This window comes from Micromonospora sp. CNZ295 (assembly GCF_004217535.1).
Genome location: NZ_SHKZ01000001.1, coordinates 4,302,394 through 4,322,581, shown reverse-complemented (window position 1 = coordinate 4,322,581; position 20,188 = coordinate 4,302,394). Strand labels below are relative to the sequence as shown.

General features: G+C 73.6%; 20 protein-coding genes. 13 read left to right on the top strand and 7 right to left on the bottom strand.

Annotation, left to right across the window (positions count from 1 at the left end; translation table 11 throughout):
* Positions 1–15: 15 nt before the first annotated feature.
* The 4 genes from EV376_RS20235 to EV376_RS20220 form a co-directional block, all read right to left on the bottom strand.
* Entirely contained in the window at positions 16–723 is a 708-nt protein-coding gene (locus EV376_RS20235; RefSeq protein WP_130325526.1) for a thymidine kinase, read from the bottom strand.
* Positions 724–845: 122 nt separating this feature from the next.
* A complete protein-coding gene (locus EV376_RS20230; protein WP_130325524.1) occupies positions 846–2,234 on the bottom strand; it encodes an MFS transporter in 1,389 nt (462 codons plus the stop codon).
* Between the two features lie 20 nt (positions 2,235–2,254).
* A complete protein-coding gene (locus EV376_RS20225) occupies positions 2,255–3,025 on the bottom strand; it encodes a glycerophosphodiester phosphodiesterase family protein (RefSeq protein WP_130325522.1) in 771 nt (256 codons plus the stop codon).
* Positions 3,026–3,139: 114 nt separating this feature from the next.
* The gene (locus tag EV376_RS20220; protein ID WP_130325520.1) at positions 3,140–3,913 is read right to left on the bottom strand and encodes a lysophospholipid acyltransferase family protein; all 774 of its coding nucleotides are present in this window, start codon (positions 3,911–3,913) and stop codon (positions 3,140–3,142) included.
* A gap of 167 nt (positions 3,914–4,080) precedes the next feature.
* Here EV376_RS20220 and EV376_RS20215 point away from each other — a divergent pair, with 167 nt between their 5' ends.
* Genes EV376_RS20215 through EV376_RS20205 form a run of 3 tightly spaced genes read left to right on the top strand, consistent with a single transcriptional unit; the run spans position 4,081 to position 7,021 of the window.
* A complete protein-coding gene (locus EV376_RS20215; RefSeq protein WP_130325518.1) occupies positions 4,081–5,493 on the top strand; it encodes a cytochrome ubiquinol oxidase subunit I in 1,413 nt (470 codons plus the stop codon).
* 12 nt (positions 5,494–5,505) lie between these two features.
* Positions 5,506–6,504, top strand: a complete 999-nt coding sequence (gene cydB / locus EV376_RS20210) for a cytochrome d ubiquinol oxidase subunit II (protein WP_130325516.1) — start codon at positions 5,506–5,508, stop codon at positions 6,502–6,504.
* A 58-nt stretch (positions 6,505–6,562) separates the two neighbouring features.
* Positions 6,563–7,021 carry an OsmC family protein gene (locus tag EV376_RS20205; RefSeq protein WP_130325514.1) on the top strand — a complete coding sequence of 153 codons (459 nt, stop codon included), beginning with the start codon at positions 6,563–6,565 and terminating at the stop codon, positions 7,019–7,021.
* An 87-nt stretch (positions 7,022–7,108) separates the two neighbouring features.
* On the opposite strand, the gene EV376_RS20200 is transcribed toward EV376_RS20205, so the two are convergent.
* Complete coding sequence (locus EV376_RS20200; protein WP_130325504.1) at positions 7,109–7,789, bottom strand: hypothetical protein; 681 nt, start codon at positions 7,787–7,789, stop codon at positions 7,109–7,111.
* 102 nt (positions 7,790–7,891) lie between these two features.
* The gene (locus EV376_RS20195) at positions 7,892–8,725 is read right to left on the bottom strand and encodes a patatin-like phospholipase family protein (protein ID WP_130325502.1); all 834 of its coding nucleotides are present in this window, start codon (positions 8,723–8,725) and stop codon (positions 7,892–7,894) included.
* Positions 8,726–8,795: 70 nt separating this feature from the next.
* Here EV376_RS20195 and EV376_RS20190 point away from each other — a divergent pair, with 70 nt between their 5' ends.
* The 5 genes from EV376_RS20190 to EV376_RS20180 all read left to right on the top strand — a co-directional run bounded on the left by EV376_RS20190 (position 8,796) and on the right by EV376_RS20180 (position 13,005).
* Positions 8,796–9,524: an SDR family oxidoreductase gene (locus EV376_RS20190; RefSeq protein WP_130328765.1), complete on the top strand. Its 729-nt coding sequence runs from the start codon at positions 8,796–8,798 to the stop codon at positions 9,522–9,524.
* A gap of 3 nt (positions 9,525–9,527) precedes the next feature.
* Entirely contained in the window at positions 9,528–9,701 is a 174-nt protein-coding gene (locus EV376_RS30290) for a hypothetical protein (RefSeq protein ID WP_165438042.1), read from the top strand.
* A 23-nt stretch (positions 9,702–9,724) separates the two neighbouring features.
* Complete coding sequence (locus tag EV376_RS30285) at positions 9,725–9,871, top strand: hypothetical protein (protein ID WP_165438041.1); 147 nt, start codon at positions 9,725–9,727, stop codon at positions 9,869–9,871.
* Between the two features lie 115 nt (positions 9,872–9,986).
* Complete coding sequence (locus EV376_RS20185) at positions 9,987–12,416, top strand: PEP/pyruvate-binding domain-containing protein (RefSeq protein WP_130325500.1); 2,430 nt, start codon at positions 9,987–9,989, stop codon at positions 12,414–12,416.
* A gap of 13 nt (positions 12,417–12,429) precedes the next feature.
* Positions 12,430–13,005, top strand: coding sequence for a TetR/AcrR family transcriptional regulator (locus EV376_RS20180; RefSeq protein ID WP_130325498.1), 576 nt, complete (start codon positions 12,430–12,432; stop codon positions 13,003–13,005).
* Between the two features lie 10 nt (positions 13,006–13,015).
* On the opposite strand, the gene EV376_RS20175 is transcribed toward EV376_RS20180, so the two are convergent.
* Complete coding sequence (locus EV376_RS20175; protein WP_130325496.1) at positions 13,016–14,629, bottom strand: FAD-binding oxidoreductase; 1,614 nt, start codon at positions 14,627–14,629, stop codon at positions 13,016–13,018.
* Positions 14,630–14,841: 212 nt separating this feature from the next.
* Between EV376_RS20175 and EV376_RS20170 the strand changes: the two genes are divergently transcribed.
* From EV376_RS20170 to EV376_RS20150, 5 genes are all read left to right on the top strand, one after another.
* Positions 14,842–15,222 carry a helix-turn-helix transcriptional regulator gene (locus EV376_RS20170; protein WP_207228579.1) on the top strand — a complete coding sequence of 127 codons (381 nt, stop codon included), beginning with the start codon at positions 14,842–14,844 and terminating at the stop codon, positions 15,220–15,222.
* Positions 15,223–15,227: 5 nt separating this feature from the next.
* A complete protein-coding gene (locus tag EV376_RS20165; protein ID WP_130325492.1) occupies positions 15,228–15,644 on the top strand; it encodes a VOC family protein in 417 nt (138 codons plus the stop codon).
* Complete coding sequence (locus EV376_RS20160; RefSeq protein ID WP_130325490.1) at positions 15,641–16,093, top strand: pyridoxamine 5'-phosphate oxidase family protein; 453 nt, start codon at positions 15,641–15,643, stop codon at positions 16,091–16,093. Before EV376_RS20165 ends, EV376_RS20160 begins: the two co-directional genes overlap by 4 nt.
* 84 nt (positions 16,094–16,177) lie before the next feature.
* On the top strand, positions 16,178–18,553 hold the full coding sequence (locus EV376_RS20155) for an excinuclease ABC subunit UvrA (protein WP_130325488.1): 2,376 nt from the start codon (positions 16,178–16,180) through the stop codon (positions 18,551–18,553).
* 596 nt (positions 18,554–19,149) lie between these two features.
* Positions 19,150–20,148, top strand: coding sequence for a tyrosine-type recombinase/integrase (locus tag EV376_RS20150; protein ID WP_130325486.1), 999 nt, complete (start codon positions 19,150–19,152; stop codon positions 20,146–20,148).
* The last annotated feature ends 40 nt before the right edge of the window (positions 20,149–20,188 follow it).

Genomic DNA, 20,188 nt, shown 5'->3' with positions numbered 1-20,188 from the left:
GGGACACGGGCCGGGTCAGGGGCGGGGGCCGAGCTCCCCGGCCCGGTAGTGCCGGCGGCAGAGGACCTGGTAGCGGACCTCCGCCGAGTCCGCGGTGTCGCCGATGACCACCTGGGCGCCCTCCCGGGCCACCCGCCCGTCGACGACCCGCGCGTTGAGCAGGCCCTCCCGCCCGCACCAGCAGAGCACCTCGACCTGGATGCGGGCCACCTGGTCGGCGAGTTCGAACAGCCGCTGCGCCGCCGGGAACAGGCAGGACCGGAAGTCGGTGGCCAGGCCGAAGGCGTACACGTCGACGTCGTAGCTGTCGACCAGCTCGGCCATCTGCTCGACGTGCGCGACGCTGTAGAAGCTGGCCTCGTCGCAGATCAGGTAGTCGACCCGGACCCCTTCGGCCCAGGTGTCGCGCACCAGGGCGCGCAGGTCCAGGTCGTCGGTGATCTCGATGGCCTCGTGGGCCAGCCCGATGCGGGTGGTGACCTGCGGGCCCAGCGACCGGTCGATGCGGGTGGTGACCAGGCCGCGGCGGCCCTGCCGGGCGTGGTTGTAGTTCATCTGCAACGCCATCGTGGACTTGCCGCAGTCCATCGGCCCCCAGTAGAACCGCAGCGCCGCCGCGTGCAGCGGCCGCCCGTCCACGCCGCGGGCGGCGCAGCCGGCGGGTTGCTCGTCGGGGCCCAACGGGCGCGCCAGGCAGGTCGGGGCGGCAGCGTGCTCGGTCACGGTCCGGCAGCCTAACCCATCGACGGTTCTCGCCCGAGCGCCATGATCCAGTGCCGGCGGGGCGGGCGGTGGCGCCGCTGCGGCCCGCCCGGCCGGCCCCCGTGGGACCGGCCGGGCGCGGCTCACAGCACCCGGGGCGGGGTGTTCCCGGCGGCCAGGATCGCGCGCCGCATCGGCACCGCCAGCAGCAGCAGGAAACCGACGACGAAGAAGATCAGCAGGGAGACCAGGCCCACCCGGTAGGAGTTGGTGAGCTGGAACACGAGGCCGAACGCGAGCGGCCCGAGCCAGCTGGTGCCCTTGTCGCTGATCTCGTAGAAGCCGTAGTACTCGCCCTCCTTGCCGGCCGGGATGAGCTGGCTGAACAGCGACCGGCTCAGCGCCTGGCTGCCGCCGAGCACCAGGCCGATCGCCGCGCCGAGGAGCATGAACTGCAGCGGCGCCTCGGCGGGCAGCCGGAACGCGCCGAGGATCACGCCGGTCCACAGCACCAGGCTCAGCAGCACCGTCTTCCACGCGCCGATGCGCTTCGCGAAGGCACCGAGCAGGAGCGCGCCACCGAAGGCGAGGAACTGCACCAGCAGGATCGTCACGATCAGGGTGCTCTGCTCCAGCCGCAGCTCCTCGGTGCCGTACTGGCTGGCCAGGGCGATCACGGTCTGGATGCCGTCGTTGTAGACCAGGAACGCCAGCAGGAAGAACAGCGTCAACGGGTACGCCTTGAGTTCGCGCAGCGTGCGCCCGAGCTGCCGGAACCCGCCGGTGAGCACGTTGCCGTCGCCGTGCAACGCCGCCGGCGTGGGATGCTCCCGCAGCCAGCGCAGCGGCACCAGCGTGAACAGCGCCCACCACAGGCCGGCCGACACGATCGACCACCGGGCCAGGTCCAGGGTGCGCTCCGGCTGCCCGTTGTCCAGGCTCTGCACGGCGACCAGGTTCAGCGCGAGCAGCAGTCCACCGCCGAGATAGCCCAGCGCCCAGCCGCGGCTGGAGATGCCGTCGCGGTCGTCCGGGCCGCCGAGCTGCGGCAGGAACGAGTTGTAGATCACCACGCCGGCACCGAAGGCGATGTTGGCGACGAGGAACAGCGCGCCGCCGAGCAGGTACCGGTCGCCGGTGACGAACAGCATCGCCACGGTGGCGCCGGCGCCGGTGAACGCCATCGCGGCCAGCAGCCGCTTCTTGTGCGCCGACCGGTCGGCGACCGCACCGACGACCGGCAGCACGAACACGGTGAGGAACACCGACAGCGACACCAGGTACGGGAAGTAGGACCCGGCGGCCACCTTGATCCCCAGCGGGTACACGTACCCGGAGCAGGTGTCGGCGCCCAGCTCGCAGCCGGCCGCCAGCTCGGTGACCGTGGTGAGGAACGGCCCGAGGAACACGGTGATGACCGTGGTGGAGAACGCCGACATCGCCCAGTCGTAGAAGTACCAGCCGGTGCGTTCCCGGCGGGTGCTCGACGGGGTGGGGACGTCGTCGACGTCGGGTGCGGCGGTGGCGGACATGTCCGGTGTGTCCTCGGGGATCAGGCGGCCCAGTGGCCGCGGCTGCGGTAGACGTCGCGCAGCACGCCGACGTGATCGGTCATGATGCCATCCACACCCAGGTCGAGTAACTCGTGCATCTCGGCAGGTTCGTCGATCGTCCAGACGTGCACCTGCAGCCCGATGCGGTGACAGTGGGCGAGGAACCGCCGGTCGGTCACGCGCAGCCGCCCGTACCGCACCGGCACCTGCGCGGCGACCACGGACGGGGGCAGCCGCAGCGGCCGGCCGGTCAGGGAGGCCATCCGCAGCCGGGCCACGCCGCGCATGCCGAGGCTGGTGGCCACCCGGTTCCGGGTGAGCGCGCGCAGGCGGGCCAGCCGGGCGTCGCTGAACGAGGCCAGCAGCACCCGGTCGGCGGCGCCGGCGCGGGTCACGCTGGCCACCGTCGGGTCGACCGCGCCGTCGGCCTTGACGTCGACGTTGAACCGCACCTGCGGCCAGGCGTCGAGCACCTCGTCCAGGCGTGGCACCACGGCCGCGCCGCCGACCCGCACCGACGCCAGGTCGGCCCAGCGCAGGTCGGCGATCCGCCCGCGTTCGCCGGTGACCCGCCGCAGCGTGGCGTCGTGGAAGATCACCGCCACCCCGTCGGTGGTGGCGTGCACGTCGGTCTCGACGTACCGGTAGCCGAGGTCGATGGCCCGGGCGAACGCCGCCGCGGTGTTCTCGTCGCCGTCGGCGGCGCCGCCGCGGTGGGCGAACGCCAGCGGTGCGGGCGCGTCGAGGTAGGGGTGCGGGCCGGTCGGCACGGGAGGCAGTATGCCCGTCGCGGACGGCCGGCGGGTGACCGGGCGGCGCCTCTTCGGCGGCCGGACCGGGAACCGCTGAAGCGGTGCCCGGAGCGCGGCCGGCCGGTTCGGCGGTCAGGTTCGGCGGCGGTGGGAGCGGCCGGTGTCGACCGGGCGGCCGGGGTCGACGTGGCGGGGCCGGTCGGGCTCGTCGGGCCGTAGCGGCACCAGCGCGTCGGTGATCGCGTCGATGATCCGGTCGGTGGCGCGGCGGGCGGCGCCGGGAGTGCCGTGCGTCAGGTCGGTCAGGTCGAGCGGGTCGCCGAAGTGCACCCGCACGACCGGGCGGCGGACCAGGGACCGGGCGATCCCGCCCGCCAGCCCCTTCGGCGTCCGGTAGGGGAGGACCTCGTGGGAGCCCCACTGGGCGACCGGGATCACCGGCGCGCCGCAGGCCAGGGCGAGTCGGGCGGTGCCGGTCTTGCCGCGCTCGGGCCACAGGCCCGGGTCCAGGCCGATCCGTCCCTCCGGGTAGACGAGGATCACCGAGCCGTCGGCGACGGCGGCGGCCGCGTCGTCGAGGGCCCGGTGGACGGCGTTGGTGCCGCGGTCGACCCGGATGTGCCCGGCGCGGCGCATCGCCGCGCCGACGACGGGGGCGCGGAACAGTCCACCGGTGGCCATGAACCGCGGCGCGACGCCGACGTCGCGGCAGGCGGCGGCCAGCACGATCGGGTCGAACGGGCTGATGTGGTTGGCGGCCAGCACGAGCGGGCCGCGGCGCAGGTGCGCCGGGACCTGCCCGGTGACCTCCAGGCGGGCCAGGGCGCCGACGACGCCGCGCGCGAGCAGTTGCGCGGTGCGCCAGATCAGCGGCGGTCGCCAGGTGGCGGCGTGGGCGGTGTCCATCAGCCGGCAATGGTCGCACGGGGGTGCCGGCTGGCAGGGGAGAGGTGGGCGGCGGGGCCGGGGTGATCAAGGTCATGGGTCCGGGGCCGGTCCGGACCACCGGCCCGTCTACGACGAGCAGTAGTATTTACTACGTCTTGTAGTAAGCACGGCCTGGGGGTTCACAGGTGGACGCGTTGGACGTCGCCCGCTGGCAGTTCGGTGTCACCACCGTCTACCACTTCCTCTTCGTACCGCTGACCATCGGCCTGTCCGTGCTGGTGGCCATCCTGCAGACGCTGTGGCACCGCACCGGGAACGAGAAGTACCTCAAGCTCACCCGGTTCTACGGCAAGCTCTTCCTGATCAACTTCGCGATGGGCGTGGTCACCGGCATCGTGCAGGAGTTCCAGTTCGGCATGAACTGGAGCGACTACTCCCGCTTCGTCGGCGACATCTTCGGCGCGCCCCTGGCCATCGAGGCCCTCGTCGCCTTCTTCCTCGAGTCCACCTTCATCGGCCTGTGGATCTTCGGCTGGGACCGGCTGCCCAAGCGGCTGCACCTGGCCAGCATCTGGGCCGCCGCCATCGGCACGAACCTGTCGGCGTACTTCATCCTCGCCGCGAACTCGTTCATGCAGAACCCGGTCGGCTACCGGGTCAACCCGGACACCGGCCGCGCCGAGCTGACCGACTTCCTGGCCGTGCTGACCAACAAGGTCGCCCTGGTCACCTTCCCGCACACCATCGCCGGGTCGTTCCTGGTGGCCGGCTCGCTGCTGGTCGCCGTCGCCCTGTGGCACCTGATCCGCGACCGCGGCTCGGCCGACACCCCGGCCTACCGGTTCGCCGCGCGCTTCGGCGCCTGGGTCACCCTGGTGTCCACCGCCGCCGTGGTGATCACCGGCGACCTCCAGGGCAAGATCATGACCGAGGTGCAGCCGATGAAGATGGCCGCCGCCGAGGGCCTCTACCACACCGAGAGCCCCGCCTCGTTCTCCGTGCTCACCATCGGCAGCCTGGACGGCAGCCGGGAACTGTTCGCCCTCAAGATCCCGTACCTGCTGTCGTACCTCGGCACCGGCGAGATCGACGGCACCGTGCACGGCATCAACGACCTGCAGGCCCAGTACGCCGCCCAGTACGGCGCCGGCAGCTACACCCCGATCATCCCGATCACCTACTGGAGCTTCCGCTTCATGATCGGCTTCGGGCTGGCCGCCGCCGCGATCGCCCTGCTGGTGCTGTGGAGCCAGCGCAAGGGCCGCACCCCCACCAGCCGGTGGCTGCTGCGCGCCGGCCTGGTCATGCCGCTGCTGCCCCTCGCGGCGAACTCCTTCGGCTGGATCTTCACCGAGATGGGCCGCCAGCCGTGGATCGTCTTCGGCGAGATGCTCACCCGCGACGGCGTGTCCCGCAGCGTGTCGCTGACCGAGGTCCTCACCTCGTTCACCGCCTTCACCCTCATCTACGCGACCCTCGCCGTGATCGAGTTCAAACTGCTCATCCGGTACGCCAAGGCCGGGGTCCCCGACCTCACCCCGGCACCGGAACCCGACGACACCGACGACGCCGAGCGCCCGCTCGCGTTCGCCTACTGACCGGAGCCTCCCGTGGAACTGACGACCATCTGGTTTCTCCTCGTCGCCGTCCTGTTCACCGGCTACTTCGTCCTCGAGGGCTTCGACTTCGGCGTCGGGATGCTGCTGCCCGTCCTCGGCCGCGACGACCGCGAACGCCGGGTGCTCATCAACACCATCGGCCCGGTCTGGGACGGCAACGAGGTGTGGCTGATCACCGCCGGCGGCGCCATGTTCGCCGCCTTCCCCGAGTGGTACGCCACCCTGTTCTCCGGCTTCTACCTGCCGCTGCTGCTGATCCTGCTGGCGCTGATCGCCCGCGGCGTCGCCTTCGAGTACCGCCACAAGCGGCCCGAGGCCTCCTGGAAGCGCCGCTGGGACGCGGCCATCTTCTTCGGCTCGCTGATCCCGGCGTTCCTGTGGGGCGTGGCGTTCGCCAACATCCTGCGCGGCGTGCCGCTGAGCGCCGACCACGAGTACGCCGGCGGCCTGGTCGACCTGCTCGGCCCGTACGCGCTGCTCGGCGGCGCCACCACCGCAGCCCTGTTCCTGACGCACGGCGCGGTGTTCGTCGCCCTCAAGACCGTCGGCGACATCCGCCAGCGCGCCGGCGCCCTCGCGGTGCGCCTGGGCGTGGCCACCGCCGGACTCGCGGTCGCGTTCCTCACCTGGACGCTGACCATCCGCTCCAGCGCGGCCGCCGTCGCGCTCGCCGTCGCCGCCGCCCTCGCGCTGGTCGGTGGCCTGGCCGCCGCCCGGGTACGCCGCGAGGGCTGGGCGTTCACCGGCACCGCCGTGGCGATCGGCCTGGCCGTGGCGACCCTGTTCGCGGCGCTGTTCCCGAACGTGCTCCCGTCCACCCTGGACGCCGCCGGCACGCTGACCGCGACCAACGCCGCCTCCACCCCGTACACCCTGAAGATCATGACCTGGGTGGCGGTGGTGTTCACGCCGATCGTGCTGGCCTACCAGGGCTGGACGTACTGGGTGTTCCGCAAGCGCATCGGCGTGGCGCACATCCCGCAGCACTGACCCGCCCCCGGCCGGCGCGGGAGCGCGCCGCACCGGCCGGGACGGCAGACTGTCGGGCATGCCTCGCGAACACCACTACCGCACGACGGTCACCTGGGCCGGCAACCGCGGCACCGGCACCAGCGGCTACCGCGACTACGACCGCGACCATCTGGTCACCGCGGACGGGCCGCCGCCGATCCCCGGCAGCTCGGACCCGACGTTCCGCGGCGACCCGGCGCGCTGGAACCCGGAGCAACTGCTGGTGGCGTCGCTGTCGCAGTGCCACATGCTCTGGTACCTGCACCTCGCGGCCGAAGCGGGCGTGGTCGTCACCGACTACACCGACACCGCCGCCGGCACCATGAGCGGCGGCCGCTTCACCGAGGTGGTGCTGCGCCCCCGGGTCACCGTCCGGCACCCGGACATGGTCGAGCGGGCCACCGCCGTGCACGCCGACGCCCACCGGGCCTGCTTCATCGCCAACTCGGTGAGCTTCCCGGTGCGGCACGAGCCGACCGTCACCGCGGCGGCCTGACCGCTGCCGCCGGACCGTCCCGCCGGGGCGGGCCGGCGGCGGTCGCCGCCCACCCACCGCGCGGCGGGACCGGCCCGCCCGCCCGGCTCAGCCGGCCTCGCGCAGCTCCGCCAGCCGCGCCTCGACCTCCGCCAGCTCGGCCCGCAGCTTCTCGGCCTGCCGCTCCGCCTCGGCCCGCTCGGCCGCCAGGATCTGCTCCACGGCCTCGTGCACGCCCGGCACGTCCACCAGCGCCACCATCCGCAGCGCCTCGGCCGGCTTGAGCACGTACGGCTTGGCGAGGACCTTCGCGCCCTGCTGGGCGGCCACCGTCCACTCGCCCTCGGTGTACGCCAGGGTCACCGTCAGGCCCGCCGGGCCCTTCGGTTTCGCCGGCTTCGCTGCCCGCCGCGCCGGCTTGGCCGCCTCGGCCGGCCGCGCGACCTCCGGCTCGGCCGGCCGAGGCGCCGGCGCGCGGGGGGTGTCCAGCACGAACTCCGGCTCCGGCGGCGCGGCCGGCTCCTCGGCCGGCTTGGGCTCGGCCGCCTTCCGGCCGGCGCCACGCGGCGCCATCGCCACGTCGGCGGGGGAGAACGGCAGCTCGTCGCGCCCGAACCGCACCACCAGGAACTCGTCGGAGACCGCCGGGTCGGTCAACGCCACCACCTGGCCGACCTGCCCCGCGATCTGGCCCGCCGACGCGGTGAAGACAACCTTCGGCTTGCGCCCGGCGGCCAGCGCCTCCCGGATGCCCGCCACCTCCTCGGTGGACAAACTCTGCCCCGCCATCACGCCCTCTTCCGTACACCTGTCCGACAGCAGCCCTTGATACCAGCCCGCTGCGACAACGCACCCATCCGCACAGCGGCCCGACCGCGCGAGCCTAGGCGATCATCCCCAGACCGCCGCCACCTCGTCGGCCACCGCCGACGCCTGCGCCCATCCGGCCCGCGCCGCGCCGGCCCGCCGCGCCGGGTCCAGCACGTTACGGCCGATCGCGGTGCGCGCCGCGGCGTCCGGCATCACCACCGCCACCCGCGATCCCGCCGCCCGCAGCGCCGCCACCTGCGCCGACAGCCGGGGCATCGGTCCGAACGCCGCGGCCATCGGCGCCAGCACCACCACCCGGTCCGCGCCCGCCGCGAGGTCCGCGTTCGCCGCCGAGCGCATCCCGCCGTCCATGAACCGCCGCGTCCCGACCGTGACCGGCGGCCACACCCCCGGCACCGCGCAGCTGGCCCCCACCGCGTCCACCAGGGACACCCCGGCCTCGGCGTCGAACACGACGAACTCGCCGGTGGCGACGTCCACCGCGGTGACCAGCAGCCGCCGCGCCGGCCAGTCCCGCGCCGGCAGCCGCGCCTCGATGACCGCCCGCCGCGACGCCTCCGACGGGGTACGCGCCGCCACCGCCATCGCCCCGATCCGCGCCCGCGCCACCGCCGCGTCGCGGGTCAGGCCGCCCGCCCACGCCAGCCGCGCCAGCACCGGCCAGCCCAGCCGCGCGGCGGCCTCGCCGTCGGCCGGCCGCAGCTGCCGCTCGTACGCCTCGCGCACCGGCGTCCCCGAGCACAGCTGCGCGCCCACCACCGACCCCGCCGACGTGCCCACCACGAGGTCCGCCGCGTCCAGCGCCACGCCGTGCTCGGCGAGCCCGGCCAGCACCCCCCACTCCCAGGCCACCCCGGTCACGCCACCACCGCCGAGCACCAACGCGCGGGACATGCGCCACCCCCTCCGTGTGCTGCCGGCCACGGTAGCCTCGGCGCACCGGCCGGAACAGGGGGCGCTCGCGTTGAATCCCGTCACCGTCATCACTGGCGGCAGCCGCGGTATCGGCGCCGCCACCGCCCGCCGGCTCGCCCACGCCGGCCACCACGTCGCCTTCTCCTACCGCCGCGACCGGGCCGCCGCGGACAAGGTGCTCGCCGAACTGCACGCCGCCGGGGTACGCGCCGTGGCCGTGCCCGCCGACACCCGCGACCCCGTCCAGGTCGCCGCCCTGTTCGATGCCGCCGCCGACCTGGGGGAACTGACCGGTCTGGTCAACAACGCCGGTGTCACCAGCCCCATCGGCCCGTTCGTCGACGTGGACCCGGCCGACCTGCGCCATGTCGTCGACGTCAACCTCGTCGGCTACGTCCTCGCCGCTCAGCAGGCGGCCCGCCGGATGGGCGCGGGCGGCGCCATCGTCAACGTCTCCTCGGTTGCCGCCACCCTCGGCAGCCCCGGCGAGTACGTCCACTACGCCGCCGTGAAGGCCGCCACCGACACCCTGACCGTCGGCCTGGCCAAGGAGCTCGCGCCCCGCGGCATCCGGGTCAACGCGGTCGCGCCGGGCATCATCCGCACCGAGATCCACGCCCTGTCCGGCCAGCCCGACCGGCCCGAGCGCGCCGCCGGACGCATCCCGCTGGGCCGTCCCGGCGAACCGGACGAGGTGGCCGCCGCCATCGCGTGGCTGCTCAGCCCCGACGCCAGTTACACCACCGGCACCGTGCTGCGCGTCGGCGGTGGGCTGTAGCCGATGGACGTCTTCGGCCCAATCGCCGACAGCTACGACGACGTCCGCCCCGGCTACCCGCCCGAGCTGGCGGACGTCATCCGCGGCTACCACGGTGGCGCACCCGACACGGTGGTCGAGGTCGGCGCCGGCAGCGGCCTGTTCACCGACATCGACGTCCACCGCACCCGCCGCTGAGCACCGACCGCCACCTGCGGCTGGTGCGCACCTTCGGCCCCTACCGGCAGCGCTCGGCCGACCAGCGGGCCAGGGGAGACGCGGCCCTGCGCGCCCTGGTGGACGGTCTCGGCGGCGCCATCGTCCTGCGGCTGCGCACCACGCTCGTGCTCGCCCGCCGCCCCCGCTGACCAGCCCGCCACGCTCCGGAGGCGGCCCACCTCACACCGTTGGCATTGCAGTTGCATCGCCAACCGGATACCGTCGGACGCAATGCAGTCGCATTGCAACGAGAGGTGTTCCCCCATGCAGGTCATCGCGCTGTCCGACAGCACCGCCGACCGGGTCGACCTGGTCGGCGGCAAGGCAGCCGGCCTGGGGGAGCTGATCCGCCTCGGCGAACACGTCCCGCCCGGCTTCTGCGTCACCACCGCCACCCACGGCGAAACCCTGCCCGCCGACGCGATCCTCGACGCCTACCAGCGCCTCGGCGGCGGCCCCGTCGCCGTACGCTCCAGCGCCACCGCCGAGGACCTGCCCGACGCCAGCTTCGCCGGCCAGCACGACACCCACCTCGGCGTCACCGGCGCCGCCGACCTCCTCAGCGCCGTCCAGGCCTGCCGGGACTCCCTGCACAACCCCCGCGCGACCGGCTACCGCGACGCCCACCACATCGACCAGGACACCGTCCGGATGGCCGTCGTCGTCCAGCGCATGGTCGACCCGGCCGTGGCCGGCGTGCTCTTCACCGCCAACCCGCTGACCGGCCGCCGCACCCAGATGATGGTCGAGGCCGCCCCCGGCCTCGGCACCGCCGTCGTCGACGGCGACCGCACCGTCGACCACTACCTCCTCGACGGCCCCGACCACCCGGCCACCGGCTGCCTCACCCCCGCGCAACTGGCCGACCTGCACGCGCTCGGCAGCCGACTGCAGAACCACTTCGGCAGCCCCCAGGACATCGAATGGGCCATCGACCACGACGGCACCCTCTGGGTGCTGCAGTCCCGACCGATCACCACCCTGTTCCCGCCGCCCCCGCCCACCGACCAGCCCCAACCCCGCGTGTACCTCGAATTCGGCCACGTCCAGGGCATGCTCCAACCGGTCACCCCGATGGGTATGTCCACCCTCAAGGCGCTGGTCGCCGCGATGCTCGCCGCCCTCGGCGTACGGGCCGACATCGTCGACATCGGCGGGCGCCTCTACGGCGACCTCACCGACCTGACCCGCAACCCGGCCACCCGCAAGCGGCTGGTCAAGCTCATGGCCGTCGACTTCGGACCCCGCGCCCAGACCGTCATGCGACACGTCCTCGACGACCCCCGCTTCGCCCCGGACCGGACCGCGAAACCCGCCCGCGCCACCGGCGGCTCCGCCCTGCGCACCGCCACCCGCGCCGCCACCGGGATCCTGCGCGCCCTCGCCCGACCCGACGCCGCCCGCACCCGCCTGCAGGACGCCGTCGAACGCCTCCGCGTCACCTCCGCCGCCCCCACCGACCTGACCACCACCGCCGACCGGCTCCGCTTCGTCCGGGACCTGGACACCACCGCCGACAGCCACGACGACCTCACCTGGACCATCACCGCCGGCATGCTCGCCGCCGCGCTGCCCGAACACCTCCTCAAGGGCATCGCCACGACCGACGAGATCCAGACCGTCCTCGGCGGCATGCCGCACAACGTCACCATCGAGATGGACCTCGCGCTCTGGCGGCTCGCGCAGGACGCCGCCGAGCACCGCCGGCTGCTGCTCGACACCCCCGCACCCGAGCTCGCCGCCCGCTACCGGCAGGGCACCCTGCCCGACATCGGCCTGACCGCGTTCCTGCACACCTACGGCCACCGCGGCGCCGCCGAGGTCGACCTCGGGGTGCCCCGCTGGGACGAGGACCCGACCCCCGTCCTCGCCATGATCGCCAACTACCTGCGGGTCACCGATCCCGACCAGGCCCCCGACCGGCGGTTCGCCCGCGCCGCCGCCACCGCCGAGACCACCCTGCACGACCTCGCCGCCCGCGCCCGCCGCCGGCCGGTGCGCGGCCGCATCGCCGTGTTCCTGCTGCGCCGCGCCCGATCGCTGGCCGGCCTGCGCGAGGCCGGCAAGTTCGCCGGCCTCTACCGGCTGCGCGCGATGCGCCGGCAACTGCTGCACATCGGCGCCGACCTGGCCGAGGCGAAACTGCTCGACCGACCCGACGACATCATGTTCCTCACCCTCGACGAGGTCCACGACGCCGTGCACCACGGCGCCGACCACCGCGACACCGTCACCGCCCGCCGCGCCACCCACCAGCGGGAACTGCGCCGCCGCACCGTACCCGTGGCGCTGCTGTCCGACGGCACCGACCTGGAGACCGTCCTGCCCACCCCACCGGCCGCCGACGGCGCCCTGCGCGGAGTCGGCGCCGCCCCCGGCCGGACCACCGGCCCCGCCCGGGTCGTCCACGACCCGGCCACCGCCCACATCGAACCCGGCGACGTCATCGTCGCCGCCACCACCGACCCCGGCTGGACCCCGCTGTTCCTCACCGCCGGCGCCCTGGTCACCGAGACCGGCGCGGTGATGGCCCACGGGCCCACCGTGGCCCGCGAGTACGGCATCCCCGCGGTCATCAGCGTCCCCGACGCCACCCGCACGATCACCGACGGACAACTCGTCACCGTCGACGGCGCCACCGGAACCGTCACCCCTCACCCCGCAGCGGACCGGACCGCCCCGACGCCAGCGTGACAGCATCGACGCCATGCCCAAGAAGGTCGACCACCAGGAGCGGCGCACCCGCATCGCCGACGCGCTGATGCGGGTCGCCGCGCAGCACGGCCTGGAAGCCGTCAGCCTGCGCCACGTCGCGGCGGCCGCCGGCGTCTCGGCCGGAATGGTGCAGCACTACTTCCGCACCAAGGACGAGATGATGGCGTTCGCGATGTCCGTCGTGCGCGACCGCAGCCAGGCCCGCATCGGCGCCGCCGTCGCCACCCTCGGCGAGCGCCCGACACCACGCCAGACGCTCCGTACGATGATCACCGCCCTGCTGCCGCTGGACGAGCAGTCCCGCGACGACGGGCGGGTCGCGTTGGCGTTCCTCGCCTACACCGCCGTACGCCCCGAGGCCGCCGCCGCCCTCCGCGAGGACAACACCGAACTGGTCACCTTCGTCGCCGGCCTCCTGCCCGGCCCGAACGCCGACGACGCCGCCGCCGGCCTGCTCGCGCTCATGGAGGGCCTGGGCGTGCACCTGCTGGGCGGCCAGTACACCCCGCAGCAGGCGCTGCGCGCCCTCGACCACCACCTCGACCTGCTGTTCGGACCACCGACCTGAACCCGCCCGATCACCCGCCAGCCGCATCCACCAGAACCCCGGGATTGAGCACCCACGACGGGTCCAGCGCCGCCTTCGCCGCCCGCAACGCCACCCCCACCGGCTCCGGGCGCTGCCGGTCGTACCACGGCCGGTGATCGCGGCCCACCGCGTGATGGTGGGTGATCGTCCCGCCGGCCGCGAGCAGCGCCTCCGACACGGCGCCCTTGATCTGGTCCCACTGCGCCAGCGTCGCGCCCCACCGCCCCGCCGCGTACACCCCGAAGTAGGGCGCCGGCCCGTCCGGGTAGACGTGGGTGAACCGGCACGTCACCACGCCGGTCGCACCCACCTCGGCCAGCGCCGCCCCGGCCGCGTCGAGCACCGCCGCGCGGAGCGCCGGGTAGCGGTCCCACGTGCAGGCCGTCTCGAACGTCTCCACGATCATCGACCGGGCGGCCAGCGCGTCACGCTGGTACGGCATCCGCAGGAACGACGACCGCCACGCGTCCACCGCGCCGCCCGCCCGCGCGGCGGACACCTCCCCGTGCCGCGGCGGCGCCGGCAGCGTTCCACCGTGGTCACGGCACAACTGCACCGCCCGCTCCAAAGCCGCGCCGACCGGGTGGTCGGCGGACTCGAAACCCAGCACCAGCACCCCGCCGCCGGTCGCCGCACCGGCGTTGAGCAGCGCCTCCGCCGGGTCCAGCAACCGGCAGTTGCTCGGGTGCAGCCCGGACTGGGCGACCGCCCGGGTCGCCGCGACCGCCGAATCGTGATCGTCGAAGTGCACCGCCGCGCCCGCCCGCCAGCGCGGCCGGTCCTGCAGCCGCACCCACGCCTCGGTGATGACGCCCAACGCGCCCTCCGAGCCGAGGAACAGCCGGTCGGGGGACGGGCCCGCGCCGGAGGCGGGCAGCCGCCGCGACTCGCTGACCCCCGTCGGGGTGACCACCCGCAGCGACTCCACCAGATCGTCGATGTGCGTCAGGACCGTCGCGTAGTGCCCGCCCGCCCGCGTCGCCAGCCAACCGCCCAGGGTGGAGAACTCGAACGACTGCGGGAAGTGCCGCAGCGTCAGGCCCTGCCCCCGCAACTGCTCCTCCAGCGCCGGCCCGAACACACCGGCCTGCACCCGCGCCGCCCGGCTGGTCCGGTCCACCTCGAGCACCCGGTCCAGCCGGCCCAGGTCCAGACTGACCGCACCCGGGTAGCGGTCGCCCACCCGCGGCTCCACACCGCCCACCACCGACGAGCCCCCGCCGTACGGGACCACCGCCACCCCGGCGCGCGAGCACCAGTCCAGCACGTCCACGACGTCCCGCTCGGACTCCGGCCGCACGACCAGGTCCGGTGGGTGCCGCACGTCGCCGTGCAGGTTGCGGACCACGTCGCGGAACGCCTTGCCGTGCGCGTGGACGGCCCGGTCGGCCGGCTCCGCCGAGTACAGGCGCGCCAGCGCCGCGGGCGGCGTCACCCGCGGCGGCCGCAGACCCAGCACGGCCACCGGCGGCGGCTCGTGCGCGGTCAGGTCGGCCTCCGGCAGCAGGGCCCGCACCCGCGCCACCAGCGTTTCGGCCTCCGCGCCGGTCACCGCGTCCTCGACGTGACCCCAACCCCACCACGAACGGTGCTTCCCGGACATCGGCCCTCCTCGCGGTCACCCGACCCGCCGTAACCTACCGCCCGGTAGGACGCACCGGCAGGCCCGACGGGGGACAGGGGCGGCCACCCCGGCCCGCGCGCTGACCCGGCCCGGCCGACCCGGCCCGACGTAGGATCGCGCCTGTGACCGCCCGAGCAGCCCCGACCCAGCACCTGCGCGACCTCGCCCTGCTGCGCCGCGTCCGCGACCGGATGGACCGGGAGTACGCCCAGCCGCTGGACGTCGAGGCGCTCGCCCGGGGCGTCAACATGTCGGCCGGACACCTCAGCCGCCAGTTCCGGCTCGCCTACGGCGAGTCGCCCTACTCGTACCTGATGACCCGGCGCATCGAACGCGCGATGGCCCTGCTGCGCCGCGGCGACCTGAACGTCACCGAGGTCTGTTTCGCCGTCGGCTGCTCCTCCCTGGGCACCTTCAGCACCCGCTTCACCGAACTGGTCGGAATGTCACCCAGCACCTACCGCCGCGAGGCCGCCCGCTCCGCCGCCGGCCTGCCGGCCTGCGTCGCCAAGCAGGTGACCAGACCGATCAGGAATCGAGAAGCGACCACCGGCACGCCGCACATAGCGTGACCGGCATGGAGATCACCATCCACCACAGCTTCCTGCCACACACCGACCCCGAGGCCTCGCTGACCTTCTACCGCGACATCCTCGGCTTCGAGATCCGCAACGACGTCGGCTACCAGGGGATGCGCTGGATCACCGTCGGCCCCGCCAACCAGCCCGACACGTCGATCGTCCTGCACCCGCCGACCGCCACGCCCGGCCTCACCGACGACGAGCGCCGCACCATCCTCGAACTGATGGCCAAGGGCAGCTACTTCGGCGTCAACCTGGCCGCCGACGACCTCGACGACCTCTTCGGCAAGCTGGCGGCCAGCGGCGCCGAGGTGGTCCAGGAACCGACCGACCAGCCGTACGGCGTCCGCGACTGCGCGTTCCGCGACCCCGCCGGCAACCTGCTGCGCATCCAGGAGCGGCCCGGACCATGACCGCCGAGCCCCGCCCCCGTCCCCAGCGCCGGCACGACACCGAGCACCGGCTCACCCACGACATCGACGTGTGGGTGGCCACCGCCTCGCCCGACGGCGCACCGTACCTGGTGCCACTGTCCTTCGACTGGGACGGCGAGGCACTGCTGCTGGCCACCGCGACCGACAGCCCCACCGGCCGCAACCTGGCCGCCACCCGCACCGTCCGGCTGGGGCTGGGCCACACCCGCGACGTCACCATGATCGAAGGCGACGTCGAGATCCTCGACATCGACGCCCTGCCACCCGAGCAGGGCGACCGCTTCGCCGAGCGCACCGGCTTCGACCCCCGCGCCCTGACCACGCCGTACCACTGGTTCCGCGTCGTCCCGCGCCGCATCCAGGCCTGGCGCGAGGTGAACGAGATGTCCGGCCGCGAGCTGATGCGCGACGGCCGCTGGCTGGTCTGACCGGCCGGACGTCAGACCCGCCCGATAGACAGGGGGAGTGGTGCCCCCACCGCGCCGCCGACGAGACCGACCGATGGAGACCCGATGAGCAAGGCCACCGAGCAGCCCCACGCCGCCGACAGCCACGACCTGATCCGCGTGCAGGGCGCACGCGAGAACAACCTCAAGGACGTCAGCGTCGAGATCCCCAAGCGCCGGCTGACCGTGTTCACCGGCGTGTCCGGCTCGGGCAAGAGCTCACTCGTGTTCGGCACCATCGCCGCCGAGTCACAGCGCATGATCAACGAAACCTACAGCGCCTTCGTGCAGGGCTTCATGCCCACGCTGGCCCGACCCGAGGTCGACGTCCTCGACGGCCTCACCACGGCGATCATCGTGGACCAGGAACGCATCGGCGCCAACCCCCGCTCCACCGTCGGCACCGTCACCGACGCGAACGCCATGCTGCGCATCCTGTTCAGCCGGCTCGGCGACCCGCACATCGGCCCACCCAACGCGTACTCGTTCAACGTCCCCTCGGTGCGGGCCAGCGGCGCCATCACCGTCGAACGCGGCGCCGGAAGGACGAAGACCGAGAAGGCCACCTTCACCCGGCTCGGCGGCATGTGCCCACGCTGCGAGGGGATGGGCTCGGTCACCGACATCGACCTGTCCGCGCTCTACGACGACACCAAGTCGCTCAACGAGGGCGCGCTGACCATCCCCGGCTACAGCATGGAGGGCTGGTACGGCCGCATCTTCCGCGGCTGCGGCTGGTTCGACCCGGACAAGCCGATCCGGGAATACACCAAGAAGGAACTGGACGACCTCCTCCACAAGGAAGCCACCAAGATCAAGGTAGACGGGATCAACCTGACCTACCTCGGCCTCATCCCGCAGATCCAGAAGTCGTTCCTCGCCAAGGACGTCGACTCGCTGCAGCCGCACATCCGCGCCTTCGTCGAGCGGGCCGTCACCTTCACGACCTGCCCCGAGTGCGACGGGACCCGACTCAGCAAGGAGGCCCGCTCGTCGAAGATCAACGGCCGGAACATCGCCGACGTCTGCGCCATGCAGATCAACGACCTGGCCGACTGGATCCGCGACCTCGACGAACCCTCGGTGGCACCGCTGCTGGCCACCCTGCAGCGCACCCTCGACTCGTTCGTGGAGATCGGGCTCGGCTACCTGTCGCTCGACCGGCCCTCGGGCACCCTGTCCGGCGGCGAGGCACAGCGCACCAAGATGATCCGCCACCTCGGGTCGTCGCTCACCGACGTCACGTACGTCTTCGACGAGCCCACCATCGGCCTGCACCCGCACGACATCGCCCGCACCAACGACCTGCTGCTGCGCCTGCGCGACAAGGGCAACACCGTCCTGGTCGTCGAGCACAAGCCGGAGACCATCGCGATCGCCGACCACGTCGTCGACCTCGGCCCCGCCGCCGGCACCGCCGGCGGCGAGGTGGTCTTCGAAGGCACCGTCGACGGCCTGCGGGCCAGCGGCACCCGCACCGGGCGGCACCTGGACGACCGCGCCACGCTGAAGCCCACGGTCCGCACACCCTCGGGGATGCTGCCGGTACGCGGCGCCGCCACCCACAACCTGCGCGACGTCGACGTCGACATCCCACTCGGCGTGCTCTGCGTCGTCACCGGCGTCGCCGGCTCCGGCAAGAGCTCACTGATCCACGGATCGGTGGCCGGCCGCGACGGGGTGGTGGCCGTCGACCAGACCGCGATCCGCGGCTCACGGCGCAGCAACCCGGCCACCTACACCGGCCTGCTCGACCCGATCCGCAAGGCCTTCGCGAAGGCCAACGGCGTGAAGCCGGCGCTGTTCAGCGCCAACTCCGAGGGCGCCTGCCCCGCCTGCAACGGCGCCGGTGTCATCTACACCGACCTGGCGATGATGGCCGGTGTCGCCGCGCCCTGCGAGGAGTGCGAGGGCAAGCGGTTCCAGGCCTCGGTGCTGGAGTACCACCTCGGCGGCCGCGACATCAGTGAGGTGCTCGCGATGTCGGTGACCGAGGCGGAGGAGTTCTTCGGCGCCGGCGAGGCGCGCACCCCGGCGGCCCACGCGATCCTGCAGCGCCTCGCCGACGTCGGGCTCGGCTACCTCAGCCTCGGCCAGCCGCTGACCACGCTGTCCGGCGGCGAGCGGCAGCGGCTCAAGCTGGCCACCCGGATGGCCGAGAAGGGCGGGGTCTACATCCTCGACGAGCCCACCGCCGGCCTGCACCTCGCCGACGTCGAGCAGCTGCTGGGCCTGCTCGACCGGCTCGTCGACTCGGGCAAGTCGGTCATCGTCATCGAACACCACCAGGCGGTCATGGCGCACGCCGACTGGATCATCGACCTCGGGCCGGGCGCCGGTCACGACGGCGGGCGGGTCGTCTTCGAGGGCAAGCCGGCCGACCTGGTGGCCGCGCGGTCCACCCTGACCGGCCAGCACCTCGCGGCCTACGTCGGCGCCTGACCGCGCTCAGCCGGGCCAGCCGTCCCTTCGCGCAGGTGGCATCCGCCCACCGTCGCTACCGCGCCGAGTCCGCGCCGCCGAGCAGGGGGACACCATCTCGATGACCTGGCCGATTGGCGGACTGCGAGGCCAGCACCGCCGGGACGGCAGGACCACGAGCCCGCTGACCTGGCGGAGCCCGGCCCACGCTGTGGTTCGATAATCGACATTATGTCAAGTTGCAGTGGAGTGGTTCTCCTCCGCGAAGCCCGGGCGGTGGTGCCGTGCGGGCCGCGCAACGGGTGGGCCGGACGATCGCGCAGCACCCCCAACGGCTGCCATTCCCACTCGTCGGTGACGTGGCGGCAACGCATGTCCGACCGCGTCGCCGCCCATGGCCTGGGTGGCCACCACCCGGCCTGGCGCCGATCCTGCTGGCCTTCCCGTCCGCCGGCCGACGACGCGTTGACTCGCCACCCCCGAGCAGCGCCGCCGGCTGTCCCGCACCGGTGGGCGTGTGACGTTCGGCGGTACCCACTGGAAGGCGGACGAGGTGTCCCTCAGGGTCTCCCCGCTCCCCTGTGCCCGAAACGCGAAAATCATGCATAATATGCCTTATGCATGACAAACAGGACGAATCGGTGCAGCGGCTGATCGAGGAGTTCCTGACCGACCGCGCCACCCGCAAACCCTCCCCGCACACCCTCGACGCGTACCGGCGGGACCTGCGCACGGTCGCGGCGCTCGCCGCCGAGGAGGCCACCCCTCCCCTCCCCCTCGACGCACTGCCGTTGGCCGCCCTGTCCCCGCGGATCCTGCGGGCGGCGTTCGCCCGGTTCGCCGCGACCCGCTCCCCCGCGTCGGTGCACCGGGCCTGGTCCACCTGGAACAGCTTCTTCTCCTTCCTGGTCGCCGACGGCCTGACCAGCGGCAACCCGATGCCGGCGGTGGGGCGTCCGCGGGCCCCGCTGCCGGTGCCGAAGCCGCTGCGGGGCGCGGACACCCCGGAACAGCTGCTGGCGGCGGTGGCCCGGGCCGACGGTCGGCAACGGGACCCCTGGCCGGAGCGGGATCTGGCGGTGCTGGCCCTGGCGCTCTGCGCCGGGCTGCGGCTGTCCGAGTTGCTGGCGCTGCGGGTGGCGTCGCTCGGTGGTCGCGACGGTGAGCGGCGGGTCGACGTCGCGGGCAAGGGCGGGCGGCCGCGGGTGGTGCCGGTCGAGCCGGAACTGGACCGGGTGCTGGCGGACTACCTGGACAGTCGCCGCCGTCGCTTCGGTGCCCGCACGGTACGGCCGGATTCGCCGCTGCTGGTGGACCGGCGTGGTGAGCCGTTGCGCCGGGGTGGGCTGCAGTACCTGGTGGACTCCTGCTACCGGCGGGCGGGCATCGGTGACCGGGTGCCGCGCGGGGCGCGGTTGCACGCCCTGCGGCACACGTTCGCGACGCGGCTGGCGGAGGACGGGGCGAGCGCGGCGGAGATCATGCGGCTGCTGGGGCACGCGTCGCTGGGGTCGTCGCAGGCCTACATCGAGGTGACGGCGGGTCAGCAGCGGGCGGCGGTGCGGTCGAACCGTACGCACCGGGCGTTGGCGGGGTTGCTAACGGCCGGGCGGTGAGGACCGCCGGCAGGACGGTGGCGATCGCGGCGGTGGGGTC